At 57.8% G+C, this 14,040-nt stretch carries 12 protein-coding genes; 5 read left to right on the plus strand and 7 right to left on the minus strand.

The features are described 5' to 3' along the window. The coding region (locus KQI65_02865) for a hypothetical protein (GenBank protein MCB2203664.1) at positions 1-234 on the minus strand (234 nt) is incomplete at its 3' end. A gap of 72 nt (positions 235-306) precedes the next feature. Between KQI65_02865 and KQI65_02870 the strand changes: the two genes are divergently transcribed. After that, complete coding sequence (locus tag KQI65_02870) at positions 307-981, plus strand: metal-dependent hydrolase (protein ID MCB2203665.1); 675 nt, start codon at positions 307-309, stop codon at positions 979-981. Positions 982-1,300: 319 nt separating this feature from the next. Next, positions 1,301-2,053, plus strand: a complete 753-nt coding sequence (locus KQI65_02875) for a hypothetical protein (protein MCB2203666.1) — start codon at positions 1,301-1,303, stop codon at positions 2,051-2,053. A gap of 135 nt (positions 2,054-2,188) precedes the next feature. On the opposite strand, the gene KQI65_02880 is transcribed toward KQI65_02875, so the two are convergent. The 4 genes from KQI65_02880 to KQI65_02895 all read right to left on the minus strand — a co-directional run bounded on the left by KQI65_02880 (position 2,189) and on the right by KQI65_02895 (position 9,114). Beyond that, positions 2,189-3,976, minus strand: coding sequence for a T9SS type A sorting domain-containing protein (locus KQI65_02880; protein MCB2203667.1), 1,788 nt, complete (start codon positions 3,974-3,976; stop codon positions 2,189-2,191). 469 nt (positions 3,977-4,445) lie between these two features. Further along, positions 4,446-6,485: a T9SS type A sorting domain-containing protein gene (locus KQI65_02885; protein ID MCB2203668.1), complete on the minus strand. Its 2,040-nt coding sequence runs from the start codon at positions 6,483-6,485 to the stop codon at positions 4,446-4,448. Positions 6,486-6,747: 262 nt separating this feature from the next. Beyond that, positions 6,748-7,941 carry an SPOR domain-containing protein gene (locus KQI65_02890; GenBank protein MCB2203669.1) on the minus strand — a complete coding sequence of 398 codons (1,194 nt, stop codon included), beginning with the start codon at positions 7,939-7,941 and terminating at the stop codon, positions 6,748-6,750. A gap of 30 nt (positions 7,942-7,971) precedes the next feature. Then, positions 7,972-9,114, minus strand: coding sequence for a tetratricopeptide repeat protein (locus KQI65_02895; protein MCB2203670.1), 1,143 nt, complete (start codon positions 9,112-9,114; stop codon positions 7,972-7,974). Positions 9,115-9,370: 256 nt separating this feature from the next. Between KQI65_02895 and KQI65_02900 the strand changes: the two genes are divergently transcribed. From KQI65_02900 to KQI65_02910, 3 genes are read left to right on the plus strand one after another with little or no spacing between them, the layout of a single operon-like run. Further along, complete coding sequence (locus tag KQI65_02900; protein MCB2203671.1) at positions 9,371-10,735, plus strand: NAD-dependent succinate-semialdehyde dehydrogenase; 1,365 nt, start codon at positions 9,371-9,373, stop codon at positions 10,733-10,735. Next, the gene (locus KQI65_02905) at positions 10,735-11,952 is read left to right on the plus strand and encodes a hypothetical protein (GenBank protein ID MCB2203672.1); all 1,218 of its coding nucleotides are present in this window, start codon (positions 10,735-10,737) and stop codon (positions 11,950-11,952) included. Before KQI65_02900 ends, KQI65_02905 begins: the two co-directional genes overlap by 1 nt. Then, a complete protein-coding gene (locus KQI65_02910; GenBank protein MCB2203673.1) occupies positions 11,949-12,497 on the plus strand; it encodes a hypothetical protein in 549 nt (182 codons plus the stop codon). Before KQI65_02905 ends, KQI65_02910 begins: the two co-directional genes overlap by 4 nt. A gap of 47 nt (positions 12,498-12,544) precedes the next feature. On the opposite strand, the gene KQI65_02915 is transcribed toward KQI65_02910, so the two are convergent. Beyond that, entirely contained in the window at positions 12,545-13,636 is a 1,092-nt protein-coding gene (locus KQI65_02915; protein MCB2203674.1) for a UDP-N-acetylglucosamine 2-epimerase, read from the minus strand. A 12-nt stretch (positions 13,637-13,648) separates the two neighbouring features. Beyond that, positions 13,649-14,035, minus strand: a complete 387-nt coding sequence (locus tag KQI65_02920; protein ID MCB2203675.1) for a hypothetical protein — start codon at positions 14,033-14,035, stop codon at positions 13,649-13,651. Positions 14,036-14,040 lie beyond the last annotated feature (5 nt).

Here is a 14,040-nt window from a genome sequence, read left to right on the forward strand (position 1 = left end):
AGGCACTCCCGCGTGCCGCAGGCACTCCCGCGTGCCGCAGGCACTCCCGCGTGCCGCAGGCACTCCCGCGTGCCGCAGGCACTCCCGCGTGCCGCAGGCACTCCCGCGTGCCGCAGGCACTCCCGCGTGCCGCAGGCACTCCCGCGTGCCGCAGGCACTCCCGCGTGCCGCAGGCACTCCCGCGTGCCGCAGGCACTCCCGCGTGCCGCAGGCACTCCCGCGTGCCGCAGGCACTCTTGCTATCTCACCCGGGTGCTTCTATATTGCTTTTCCCCCTTCGATATTATCAACTGGAGGAATACGATGCTGAACATTACGTATCTGAGCCATTCTTCTTTTCTTCTGGAGGACGGGACGCACACGGTGGTGATCGATCCGTTTCTGACAGGAAATCCGAACGCGCCGATGAAGGCGGAGGATATCGATGCGCAGTTTGTGGTGCTGACGCATGCGCATGGCGATCATATCGGCGATGCATTCGAGATTGCGAAACGCTGCGATGCGCTGGTGATCGCAGTGAATGAACTCGCCAATTTTGCAGCTGAAAATGGTGCCCGGGCACATAACATGCATATCGGCGGTGCTTACACGTTTCCTTTCGGACGACTGAAATTCACCATCGCACATCACGGATCGTCATCTCCCGACGGCAGATACATGGGTGAACCTGCAGGGGTCGTTATCACCATGGGCGGCAAGACGGTGTATCACACCGGCGATACCGGCCTTTTCCTCGATATGCAGCTCATCGGGCAGCGGGATGCCATCGACTGCATGATCGCGCCGATTGGAGATAATTTCACCATGGGCATCGATGACGCGGTGAAGGCGGTGGAGTTCGCCAAGCCGGGCCTGGCCATTCCCATTCACTATAACACCTTTCCCGTGATCGAGGCCGACCCGCAGGAGTTTCGCAGCAAGGTGGAAGCGTCGGGACATCAGGCGCGCGTTCTCGACTTCGGTGAACGCTACGAACTCTGACAGACGCATTGAGCTCAGACAAACGTTTCGAGCTTTGACAATCGTTTCGAGTTCTGACAGGGTACGCCTGTTGTTACCGCGCGTGGAGTTTTTTACGGTCAGGAAGAGTTCCCGAACGGCTATTTGTTTTTTGTGAAATAATTCGCAGATTGGTGTCCCTTCAAGGGCCAACGCTCTTGGAAACGGAATGCACTGATTGACCATCCCGCGTCTGCCTGCAAGCCCTGCGCGCGGTCAATGACACAACATCGAAAGGGTATTTATCCCGGACAGCCCGGAGGGAAGGGTAGTTCATCCTGTTCCACCTGTGCGAGCATGCATGCATACGTTTGCTTCCGCATTGTTCCGCAATATTCATCTGATTCTCGTAGTGACGTTTGTGTTTACCGCCTGCGGCGGGAAACAGATGAGCATTGAGGAATTCCAGGCCAAAGCGCGTGAAGCGGAGGAAAAATCCTCCTCGATTGTTTCCTGTCAGGAATCCATGCGCGACCTGCTGCAATCCTACAACCAGACTGTTGCTCCCGAGCGACGCCTCACGCTTAACTTTCATCCGGAATCAGGCATGAGCCGGGAAGAGTTGAAAACGCTGCTGGCGCATATCGAGAGCGAACCGGACCCCGCCTGCCGTGGGATACTCGAACAGATTGCCATGCTGCAGGAAGACGTCGATCTTCTGCATGACAGTCTGCACGAAATCACGGAAGAACTGCCGGCACCGCATCGCGTCGAGCGCGGAGAGAACCATTACACGCTCTGCATGGATTATCTGATGCAGAATCATGGGCTTTCGCAGCGCGCAGCCGATTCCCTCGTGGCGCGGGTCGCGTTGACCGGTGACATCATCGAGGGTTTCCATGTGTGGTACCTGTACCAGAACGACGTGTTCGGAACCTTCGTAACGCAGGGCGACGCGAGTATTTCACCGACGGTGTTCGCAAAGGTTGTCAAGAACCACCTGCTCGAGGAAGCCCGCAAACAGGGACGCCACGAAGCGTTTGAAAGCATTCTCGACAGTCTCAAACGTTCCGGTGCCCTGCTGGCCAATCTGAAAAACGGAGCCCTGCGGTAAATCCGCCGGACGTAGGAAAAAAGTGGCGGTCCCTTTCCTCACCGGAGAGGGACCGCCTTGAATTTAGGGGAGCCCGCCCACATTATCGGACTCCCTGTCACTTCGCTCAATCAACAGGGTAATGCGTCACTGTGCTCATCTGATCAGCATCAATTTGCGCGAAGTGCTTGTCTTGCCATTATCCATTTTGCAGAAGTAGATGCCTGCGGGGAGATCCCCGGCGTTGAATCGTACGCTGTGCCGGCCGGCGGACTGCTGCCCGTCGACCAGGCGTGCAACCTCCCTTCCAAGGGCGTCGTGCACGGCCAACCGCATGTACATCCCATGCGGGAGGCTGTAGCGTATCGCGGTGCCTCCCGTGAAAGGATTGGGCGAGTTCGCCTCGAGTGAAAACTGTGCAACCGTGCCGCGGTCATCGCGAGCGTCGACGAGGGATACCGGGACATTCGCTCCGGTGAGATACCAGACGTACTGGTTGGCGAGCAGGGGATCATCGTCAGTTCGCTCCCCGATGCCCCATTCTACAAAGAGAATGTGGAGCTGGTCCTGCTCACCGGCATACGCGGCCATCTTGGTGTATTTTGCACCCACATCGGTCAGCGCGGTCAGCCGCATCATGCTGTCCATCTCCGCGGTATTGTGATCGGGTTCGGCGAAATCCCAGGAATAGGTCCAGGGCCGTTTCAGGTTCGATGCGATGTGCCGTCCATTGGCATAGATTTGCGTGATCGTGTCTTCAAACAGCGTGGGAGTTCCCGCAACATCGGCCACGGTCCATGTCAGCATGGGCGTGATCCACTTCGCCCAGAGTTTCGTTCCATCCCCGTTGCGTGCCCATGCGACTTCATTCCGAAACACCGCAGCTTCATCGCTCTCCGACTGTGATGTGAACGCCAGTCTGTCCGTACGCACCCGGTACACGGGTCCCGCGGGAAGGATGTGCCATGTCCCACGGGTGTCACGGAAGATTTCGGTGACGAAGGTGGAGTCGACATGCCGGAGATTGATGGAGGAATCGGGCAGCGCTTCATCGAAGGGATTGAAGGGATTCAGATCAGCGGAGCAGACGGTAAGGAAATGCGGGATGTTGTCGGCGTCGAGCACGACATCGAGATCCCAGGACTGCGCAATCTTCGTCTCGAAGGGGGCAGGACGATCCTGCAGTTCGGACAGTCTTACGGTTTGTACCTCACCCCAGCTCTCTCCTCCGTTCGTTGAAATGCGCCATGCGATGGCGTGCAGTTCGTCGATCAGGTTGGCGCGTCCCGGTTCGGTCTCGCTGAGCTGTACCCAGCTCGCGACCATCGTACTTCCGTTCGGTGAGATGCTCAGGCGATGACTCAGCGCTGCATAGCCGTTCGGCACGATGCCCGATTTGAAAAACGGATTTTCAAGGCTCGCAGCATTCCAGTTCTCGCCGCCGTCAGTCGATTTGAGAAGGTAGTATTCCTCGTAGGAGAGTCCGTTGGAGGGATCGATCGCCTCCGCGGCGGAATAGAGATCGCCGGTGCTCCGATCCATCATGATTGACCAGGGGATGCCCCAGTCCGGGGGACCCGGTACTGTTGCATACGCGGGGGACTGATTCATCAGCCCCGATTTCATCGCATTGATTTCACCGAATCCCTCGCTGCCGTCTCCGAAGCTGACGACCTGCGGCCAGAGCAGTGCGGTTTGCGGTACCGTTTCTCCGGCATTGGGAAGGAATATATTCGGGTAACGGGGCTGGTCTGTGGTCGCCACATTGCCGCCTTTGGGCGACCAGCTGTTTCCATCGTCGGTGGAGTAACGGATATACAACGTATTCCCGTCACCATCGGGGGAGCGGTCATCACCGCGAAATACAATGGCGACACTTCCTGTATTCGGGTCACACGCTATCTGATTGCGGTTCTCACCGATCATGCAATAGGTGTTTGCCATTTGTCCCACCTCAAAGAGCGGAAACTGCACCGAAGCGTTTTGCGCCGTGGTGTTTGCTGTCTTCACCAGTCGCCGCGGCGCATCGGAGGCGGCTCTGTATGCGTTGCGGGATTGGGAAGTTCGATGTAGGGGGGAGAGGGGGCCCGGGATTCGGGCAGACGATTGGCGTTCGGGTTGATCGGTCGGACGCAGCTGGACCTTATGTGCGGGGGTGGCAGGAGGCTCACGCAGCGGTGACTGGGCGAACAGGCTGCAGGTCAGGAGGAGGACGGACAAAAGCGTAGCGAGGCATCGCATCATGACAGACTCCTGTATGCATGTGGGAACGGTCGGGAGCCTGACACCTCCACCCAGACGCCAGGCGGCTATGTATTGTGTTCATAGTCTAGGACACCAGAATCGGAATTAGGTAACAAAAAAAATCCTCCCCCGAAACGGGGGAGGATTTCAAAGCGGGAAAAAGATCTGCTTATTTGCTGAGCATCATCTTTTTCGCAACACTGTTGGCGCCGCTCTCGAGACGGTAGATATACATACCGCTGGAAAGCTTGCTGGCGTCGAAGGTCACGCGATGCGTTCCGGCATTGCGATACTCGTCAACCAGCGTGGCAACTTCCTGTCCGAGCAGGTTGAAGATACGCAGGGAAACCTGCGAAGCCTTCGGCAGCGTAAAGCTGATTTCGGTGCTCGGGTTGAAGGGGTTCGGGTAGTTCTGTGCGAGTGCGAAGGCACCCGGGGTTGCGTCGAGCTGCTCGACGTCAACGGCATCCAGAACCTTGAGCATGACATCGTTCACATACCAGACGACCTGATCGGTGAATACGGGATCGTCATCAAGACGCTCACCGATGCCCCACTCGGTAAAGATGATATGCAGATGGCCATCTTCGCCCTGCTCGTTGGCATAGTAGGCGATCTTCGTGTACTTGGCCATGACATCTTCAAGATCCGTCACGCGCATGATGCTGTCGAGCACGAAGGTGTTCGGGTCGTCCGGATCCGTGTAATTCCACTTGTAGGTCCATGCATCGAGACTGCGGCTGTCGACATTACGGCCATTGACATAAATCTGGCAGATGGTGTCAGCCGGCAGGGTCTGATCGACGACCGGGAACCAGGTGAAGATCGGGGAGATCCACTTCGCATAGATCTTGCTGCCGTCCCAGTTACGGGCCCAGTTCGGCTCGTTGCGGAACACGGCGGCTGCGTCGGTGGAGGAGGTAGCGGTGAAGGACAGGCGGTCGGTACGCACGCGGCGCACGGGACCAATCGGATATACTTTCCAGCCACCCTCGGGAACCATGCAGATTTCCGAAGTGAAAGTGGAGTCGACGTGCACGAGGCTGATGGTGCTGTCCGTCGGGGCTTCGTTGGTCGGCCAGAACGGATACAGGTCAGCGGAGAGCACGGTGATGAAGTGAGGCATGTCGTCTTTGTCGAGGATCACATCGAGATCCCATGACATTTCGCACTTGGCGTCGAAGGGACGCGGGAGATTCGGGAGTGCACTGGGCTTGATACGCTCAGGATCGCTCCAGGTGGAACCCATATCGGTCGAGATGCGATAGGCGATCTCATGGTTGGCTTCGAGCAGCAGGGCCGAGCCCGGCTCGCTTTCAATGATCAGGTTGTAGGCGCAGATCATCGTGCCGTTCGGCGAGATGTCAAAACGCACGTTGGTCGTGAAATAACCACTGGGCGTCAGGTCGGCGTACCACACCGGGTTGTCGAAGTTGACAGGATTCCAGTTCGCGCCGCCGTCGGTGGACTTCATAACGAAGTATTCGCCGGTGGAGGTGCCGTTGGAGGGCTCGAGTGCGAGAGCGATGCTGTAAAGATCGCCGGTAGCCTGATCCTGCTTGATCTGCCAGGGGATTGACCAGTTGGGAGGAGTGGCAAACTGACCGTACGACGGGTTGCCGTTGCCGATGTCGGCCTTCATCGAGTACACTTCACCGAAACCGTCGGTTCCGTCACCGAAGGTCGTGACCTGCGGCCACAGCACTGCGGTGTGGGCGCCGCTGCTGCCATTGGCGTTCGGCAGGAAGATGCTCGGGTAACGCGGGCTTGCACTGTTGGCGATGTTGTCGCCCTGCGGCGTCCAGGTCGCGCCGTTATCGTTCGAATAGCGAATGTACAGCGTGTTGCCGTCGCCCTGCGAGGAGCGATCGTTGCCGCGGAAGATCACGGCGACATTCCCGGTGTTGGGGTCGCAGGCGATCTGGTTGCGGGTGTCACCGATCATGGCATACGTGTTGGCCATGAGTCCGATTTCATAAAGGTCATTGGTCTGCGTCTTGCGAAGCGTGTTCGTGGTGCTGCGCACGCGGTTGTTGCGGGCCTGTTCGGTAAGCATGAGCAGCTTCTGCTCGAAGGTGACCTTGGGAGCTTTCGCGGCATCGAGCTGGGCCGATCCGGACAGGGCATCAGGTGTTTTGACAACCACCTGCTGTGCCTGTGCCACTCCGGCGAAAGCCACCAGAACGGCGATCAGAAACAGTTTCTTCATTCGTGACTCCTGTTGATTGAGTGGAACGTGTAAATTATACGTTGTTCGCATGCAATGGCTAAAGAGGGCGGAGAGAGCCGGTCTTTCTTCTTAGACACAGAATTGCGGACTTGGTAACATCATTTTCCGCAACATCGCACGCCTCAAGGACGGTCCGCTGCGAGATGTCCGCAACGGCAGAATCCAATTCGTAATGTAATAGTTGTGCAAACAAAAGCCTAACAATATCCACCGGAACCCGGTGTTTCAGGGTGGATATGCGTCAATAGGATGCGAGATTTACTGTATAGGCTTCGTTGCCGTAGGTGACATTGAGCAGTTCCATGTATCGGTCCGCATCACGTTTGTCGGAAAAGGGACCGACAAGCACGCGATACCAGCTTGTGCTGCCTATCCTCTTCTTCGTCAGGAACGCGGGGTAGCCCAGTCCGACCAGTTTCCTGGCCTCGCTGCGTGCGATAGGCAGCTCCTTGAACGATGAGACCTTTACCGCATAGCCGTTCAATGGCTCGTTGATCACGTCAAACTCGCTGCCACTCCGCTGTGTGGGGAGAGGATCAGCCCTGTGCCGTGGTGCAGGTGCTGTGGCGGTGCTTTCTGCAGGAAGGTCTTCCTCGACTTCGTCCACGGCAAGACGTGTGCTGTCAAGAAAGGCATCAGCCGGGAGCACGCTGGCGTAATTCGCCTTTGCTTCGGTCGCCTGCTGCGGGGAGTCGTACGGACCGAGGCGCACGCGGTAATACGTGCGGTGTTTGCGCGGAATGTATTCGCTTTCAACAACGACGTCAAGACCCTGGGCACGGTACCGCTCTGCTTCCAGGTCGGCTTTTGCCAGATCGTCCCATGACGAAACCTGCAGGAAATAATCCCATGATCGCATCGGCGTTGCTGCAGTTTCATCGACGTGCGTGGCAGCGTCGTCGGTGAGCTCCGTATCCATTGGTGGAATCACTTCCTCGCTGCTGCTGAAAAGCCCTGCAATACTGTCGCGCACGGACGGGAAGGGATTGATATGCCAGAGAAAAGCGATGAGCACGAGAAATATCACAATGCTCAGAATGGCGATCAGCGGACCGCTTCCGGATTTTTGGCCTTTCGCGGGCGCATCTCCTGTATCGCCTGCCTCGGACGAACCGCCTTCTCCGGTATCATGTGCTGCCGCAGCATCGGTTGCGGATCCCTCCGTCGTCGCTGTCCCCTCTGCTGAGGAACTGCCGTCATCGACCCCTGAAGCATCGGCCGACGCAGGCGGCATATCCCCGTCCTGTGGGGGCGGTGCCGATTCACCACTAAGATGTGAGAGATCTCTTTCGGGGTATTTGTTCAATACGCTGTGACGGCCCGTATCCCCGCCAGGTGTCTCACCGCCTGTTGAAGGGGTGGACTGTCGGGGAGAGCCGGCACGCGATCCGGGGTTTTGCGGATTGCTGCCCTGCGCAAAGTTGAAGTCAGGCACGGATGAATCCTTCTCTGGTGATACGTCCGTTTATCGCCGTTTCGGAATCGTGATCTGCTTGATGTTGTGTTCGACTTTCTTCTTGTAGTAGTTCGACTCGGGGCCGAGTTCCATGTATTTCTCGTATGCCGCGAGCGCCTTCTGCAAGTCGTTGAGGCGAAGATACGTATCACCGAGAATGCGATATGTTTTGTTGTACTCCGCATCGAACGTGCGAGCCTGGATAAGTGTCTGTTCCGCGTCGGCGTACTTGCCGTCATGCAGCAGGAACTCTCCGAGACGCACGCGCGCCCAGGTCATGAAGGGATTGGTCTGCAGCGCTTCACGCAAGTCGATGATGCCCTCAATACGGGTTTCATCCCTGTTGAGTTTGCCGCGGCCGACCTTGGCCAGGTTTTCCGCTTCCTTGATCTTGGCGTACCCGACCGAGTCGTACATGCCATACTGCATGTGGTTGGGGAGAAAGTCCATGGTCAGGATATACTGGTCAACCAGATTTCCTGCCGTCGCCGCACCACCGCCGGTCTCATGCACGTTGAAGCGGACGATCAGCTCTTTCGTATTGTCGAAATTCACGTCAGTGAAAACGGCATCCACTTTTTCGGTGATGTACGTGTCGTTGATCATTCCCTCGTTCTGCGTCCACGTCGTCAGCACGATCAGGGCTGTTTTGGTGTAACCGAGTACCGTACCCTTGACCTGCTTGACACCATCCTCGAAGGTGCGCGTGGTCTGCAGATACATCTGCACTCCTTCATCAAGAGTGACGATGGGATGCATGACCACTTCGCCGCCCGGGAAGTTCAGCAGATCCATGAGCTGATACTTGCCGCCGCCCATCGGGGAGACGATCAGCGTCACGTTGCACCCGTTTTTCTCGGGCCCCGTGTGATACAGCATCCACATCTCGTCTCTGCCGTCACCGTCGAAGTCCGCCTGGTAACCACTGAGCGTCCCCTCCGGTTTCTCACCGAGACAGACATCTTCGGGCTTGATGCCGTCCGCACCTTCGGCAATGATATCCGCCAGTGCGGTGGCAGGAAGGGTGACCTTGGCATAGGCGTCGTCGGGGGCGACGCTGTACTGCATGCCGAAGGCATACTGTGCCTGTGCCTGTGTGGCCGGTGCTAGAAGACAAACGACGAGGAGGAGGGTGGAAACGAGCGTTTTCATGAGCATCGAGGATGGATATGAGTAATGTAGAAATCTAGGCCAAAATACAGAGTCTGCGCTCCAGTTGCAACCAGATGCAACGTGCTGGAAGTGCCTGCTTATATGCGTGAAAACGCGATGTGGTTCCCTGCCCGCTGATGGACTGCCACCGACTGCATACCGGGCTGCATGCAGGTTGTCGGCCCGGTGTTGACCCTGTCCGGCCGATTTCCCATTTTATAATCTGCAATTCCCGCTATCTACATGGAGGTTATGCATGCCGTTTGCATCCGTCAATCCGGCGACCGGTGAAATTCTCGAACATATCGATGCCGATGCGCCTGAGCGTGTCTCGCAGAAGCTCGCACTTGCTGAGGAGCGATTCGCCGCGTGGCGGAAGGTTCCGATGGAGGAACGCACGCGGCACATGCTGGCAGCTGCCGCGGAATTGCGTGAGCGTGCCGATGTATACGCGCGCGCCATGACCATGGAAATGGGCAAGCCGATTACACAGGCGCGCAGCGAGGTCGAGAAGTGCGCCTGGGTCTGTGAGTATTACGCCGAGGAGGCCGCGGGTATGCTGGAAATCGAATACATCGATTCGGATGCGGGGAAAAGCTATGTGCGCTTCGATCCTCTCGGACCCGTACTCGCCGTCATGCCCTGGAATTTCCCGTTCTGGCAGGTGTTCCGTTTCGCCGCTCCCGCCCTCATGGCTGGCAATACCGGTCTCCTCAAGCACGCTTCGAATGTGCCCCGCTGTGCATTACTGATCGAAGAGGTGTTCAAACGTGCGGGCTTCCCGGAAGGATGCTTTCAGACGCTGATGATCTCCTCTTCCGAGGTCGACGATGTGTTGCGCCGGCCTGAAGTGCGGGCGGCCACACTCACCGGCTCCGAGCATGCCGGGGGGAAGGTCGCACAGACGGCAGGCGGCGATATCAAGAAGACGGTGTTGGAACTGGGCGGAAGCGATCCGTTCATCGTCCTCGACGACGCAGATGTGGAGCAGGCCGCACGCACCGGCGCGACGGCGCGCATGATCAATACCGGGCAAAGCTGCATCGCCGCGAAACGCTTCATCATCGTCGAATCGGTGCGTGAGCGTTTTACCGAAGCGTTCGTACAGGCGCTGAAGGAAATGAAGGTGGGGGATCCGATGGAGGATGATACCGAGGTCGGTGCCATGGCCAGGGAAGATCTGCTGCGTGAACTCGATGCGCAGGTCAGGGCCAGTGTCGACGCGGGAGCGCAGCTGCTGCTGGGTGGTGGGCGAATGGACATGAAAGGTGTATTCTATGCACCCACCGTGGTGACCGATGTGCGCAAGGGGATGCCGATGTATGAGGAAGAAACCTTCGGTCCGGCTGCGGCCATTATCGTCGTGAAGGATGAACAGGAAGCGATCACTGTGGCAAATGATTCGGATTTCGGTCTCGGAGCCAGTGTGTGGACGAAAGATGCGCAGCGCGCGGAAGCTCTGCTGCCGCATATCGACGCCGGCGCCGTGTTTGTGAACGGACTCGTCAAATCCGATCCCCGGCTTCCCTTCGGGGGCGTCAAGCGCTCGGGCTATGGCCGGGAACTGTCACATTACGGTATAAAGGAATTCGTAAATGTTAAAACAGTCTGGATCGCATGATGAAACATCTGATACTGCTCCTGTCCGTGCTGCTGCTGACATCGTGCGGGAGCGAGAAAACGCAGACAGAGACAGCGACGGAAATCGCACTGGTAGAAAGTACGCCGGTGGAAACCCCTCTCGGACTCGATGCTTTCAAGAGTACACGCAGTACCTGGCTGGATATGATCGGCGCTGCGGAGAAAAGCCTGGATATCGCACAGTTCTATTTCGCCAACATGGAGGGCGAGGCTCTTGATGGTGTCATCGAAGCCGTTCTTGCCGCCGCGAAGCGTGGTGTGCGCGTACGCGTGCTCGCGGAGAAAAAATTCTATGACCTGTACCCCGAGACCGTTGATATTTTTCGCAGGGAAAACGGTATCACCGTCCATATTTATGATATTTCCGGCATCAACGGACGAGGCGTGCTGCACGCAAAATATTTCGTGGTCGACGACAAATCCGTATTCGTCGGGAGTCAGAACTGGGACTGGCGTTCCCTGACACAGATCAACGAACTTGGCGTTGCGATCACCGACATCGCCATCGCGACGGCCTTCACCACGGTGTTCAATTTCGACTGGCAGCTCGCCGAAAACCGGGGACTGGAGGAAGCGAGCAGAAGCGCCGGCCGCATTACCGGGAAATTCCCGGTCGTTATAGAGGATGACCTCGGGAGGCACGAGATCACCCCGGTGTTCAGTCCGCGCGATCTTCTCCCGATGGGGGCGGAGTGGGACGAAACAGCAATTAAAAAACTGATTGCAGGGGCGCAGGACAGTATCAGTATCCAGGTCCTGAGCTATCACAGTTATCCACCCATTGGAGATGTGCTGCTTGCCGCTGCTGAGCGCGGTGTGCAGGTGCACATGCTGGTGTCGGACTGGTCGCTTCATCCAGACCAGCAGGAGGATCTCAAATATCTGCAGGGAATTCCGAACATCTCGGTGCGCTTCACCGCCATCCCTGATGCAAGCGGTGGTTTCATTTCCTACGCCCGGGTCGAGCATTGCAAGTACATCCTTGTCGACACCGACCGTGCGTGGATCGGAACCAGCAACTGGTCACGCGATTATTTCCACTCTTCGCGGAACGCCGGGATCATCCTCCGTTCGGCGGGACTCGTCGGGTTGCTTCATGAAAAATTCCAGCAGAGCTGGAACGGCCCGTACGCGCAGGATCTGGATCCCGCGAAAAAATACGAGGTGCGCAAAAACGATGATGGGAGCGGAACGTGACAACGGTCGTGCGCAAGGGCGGTAAGGTAGATATCCCTCCGGGAGATGAATCGTCAGGTCGTTCCGGGCAGAAAATTACAGACGAGGAGCAGGCACGCAGAACACGCTTCTGGGCACGTGTGTTTGCCATTACCATGATTGCGACGCTCCCTGTGACCGCAATCGCACTCTGGCTTCTGACCTACCTGCCGCTCTGGCCGCATGACCTCGATGTGCATGGCCTGATTGCGATCTCCGTCGGTATCGTCGGTGTGCTCGTGTTCTTCATTTTCCTGTACAAGTTCCAGATGCTCGCGACGCTCACTCGCCGCAGACGTATCGTTGCGCTCATCCTTCATGCGTGCGTCGTTCTGCTGCTCTTCCTGCTCCTGATATGGGGAGGATATGACAGTCCATGGCGCGACCATGCATTCTGGGGCACCTTCAATCTGCAGGAAGCCGTCAAGCCGTGGGTTATTGCCGTCCTTGTCATCGGAACGCTGACCATGCTCGGCAGCCTGTTCGACTACGTGCGGAAAAGACTGTCCGGCGAGCTATGCGATTGACGGAAGGGACTGCGGAGACATGTCAGGCGGCCGCTTCACCGGCTGCCTCAGGGGAGAGCAGTACGAATTTCTTCAATGGTACGAACGGCGGCCATGCCGTCGCCGAACAGCGTTACTGCGCTTTCGGTCGGCAGTGGCAGCTCGAGCGCTTCGCGAATGCGCTGGGGATCGCTGCCCGTAATTGTACACCACCCGCTCTCGCAGAGCTGATGCCAGGCGGTCGCATCGTCGAGACAGATGCTCGGGACGCCGCTGAAGCATGCCTCACGCGTCAATCCGCCGGAATCGGTGAGCACGTGGCGGGCGCCACGCAGCAGCGCGAGCAGTTCGTGATGAGCGAGCGGAGGGAGCAGATGCAGCGAGCCTTGTGAGGAGGAAATGCCCGCTTCTTTCAGACGGACTTCGGTGCGGGGATGCAGTGGCAGGAATACGGGCAGGGGGAGGTCGGTGAGGGTATCGATCAGTGAAGTCAGTCTTGCCGGGTTGTCTGTATTGATAGCCCTGTGTACGGTGCTGAGCGCGTATTCACCGGACGGAAGCGCGTATTTCTGGCGGAGCGACTGCAGTGCGGGCAGGTCGGTGATCGCCCGGAGATAGAGGTCGAACATGATATCGCCGGTGAAAACGGCGTCTCCTCCGGCCAGCTCCGCGTCGAGATTGTCCACGGCTTCTTCCGTCGCGCAGAGCAGTAACGAGGAGAGATGGTCGACCGTCACGCGATTGCCCTCCTCCGGCGCCGAAGCGGGATGGATGCGCGACCCATGCATGTCACGGCTGCGCTCCCCGGCCTCCACGTGAATGAGTGGGAGGGAAAGGCGCGTGGCCGCGAGTGCGGCGGCCAGTGTACTGTCGGTGTCACCGAAACAGAGCACGGCATCGGGACGGTATTTCCGCATCAGCGGATCGAGCTGGGTAAGCAACGACGCGAGCCGTTTGCTGCCGTCCATTCCCCCGGCGTCAAGTGTCGCGGCGGGACGCGGCAACGCGTATTCCCGGATGAATTGCTCCGAGAGTGCGGTGTCGTAATGCTGCCCGGTGTCAAGCAGCACATTGTTGAACGGGAGAGGATCATGCGCAGCGATGGCCGCGAATTTCAGGTATTGCGGCCTTGTGCCGATAACGGTTAGAAGTGTGGACATACGCGCTGGGTGTCAGAGATGAAAACACACGGAGGTCAGTTCCGCATTGACAGCAGCCTGCCGGCCCTGGATGAGACCGAGGGGACGCACAATCTCCACCATTTCATTGAGACTTCCGTCAAAACGGTATTTCTCCCGGAACTCTTCACGCGGATAAATCACCCATATCACGCCTTCAGGATCGATGGCGGGTTTGAGGCGGCGGGCTTTCTGCTTCCACTCGGCTGCGGATGTCGGCGCCACGAAGGCGATATCGCACACCCCCTGCATAACGAGTTTGTTGTCCTCACAGAGCGGAACGATGATGTCGCGCAGATATTCCGGTTCGCGATCGATGCGGATTTTCAGCCAGGGGATGATGCCCCATTTTTCGCCGAGGGTTTTTTGTGTTCTGCTCATGGTAT

The sequence above is a fragment of the bacterium genome, from assembly GCA_020444325.1.
In the GTDB taxonomy this organism is placed as follows: domain Bacteria; phylum Bacteroidota; class Ignavibacteria; order SZUA-365; family SZUA-365; genus BM516.

Bases quoted from the DNA above. Each gene is read 5' to 3' on its own strand.
- KQI65_02905 (MCB2203672.1), top strand. From the start codon at position 10,735: ATGAAACATCTGATACTGCTCCTGTCCGTGCTGCTGCTGACATCGTGC.
- KQI65_02895 (MCB2203670.1), bottom strand. From the start codon at position 9,114: ATGAAAACGCTCGTTTCCACCCTCCTCCTCGTCGTTTGTCTTCTAGCA.
- KQI65_02885 (MCB2203668.1), bottom strand. From the start codon at position 6,485: ATGAAGAAACTGTTTCTGATCGCCGTTCTGGTGGCTTTCGCCGGAGTG.
- KQI65_02900 (MCB2203671.1), top strand. From the start codon at position 9,371: ATGCCGTTTGCATCCGTCAATCCGGCGACCGGTGAAATTCTCGAACAT.
- KQI65_02875 (MCB2203666.1), top strand. From the start codon at position 1,301: ATGCATACGTTTGCTTCCGCATTGTTCCGCAATATTCATCTGATTCTC.
- KQI65_02915 (MCB2203674.1), bottom strand. From the start codon at position 13,636: ATGTCCACACTTCTAACCGTTATCGGCACAAGGCCGCAATACCTGAAA.
- KQI65_02920 (MCB2203675.1), bottom strand. From the start codon at position 14,035: ATGAGCAGAACACAAAAAACCCTCGGCGAAAAATGGGGCATCATCCCC.
- KQI65_02880 (MCB2203667.1), bottom strand. From the start codon at position 3,976: ATGGCAAACACCTATTGCATGATCGGTGAGAACCGCAATCAGATAGCG.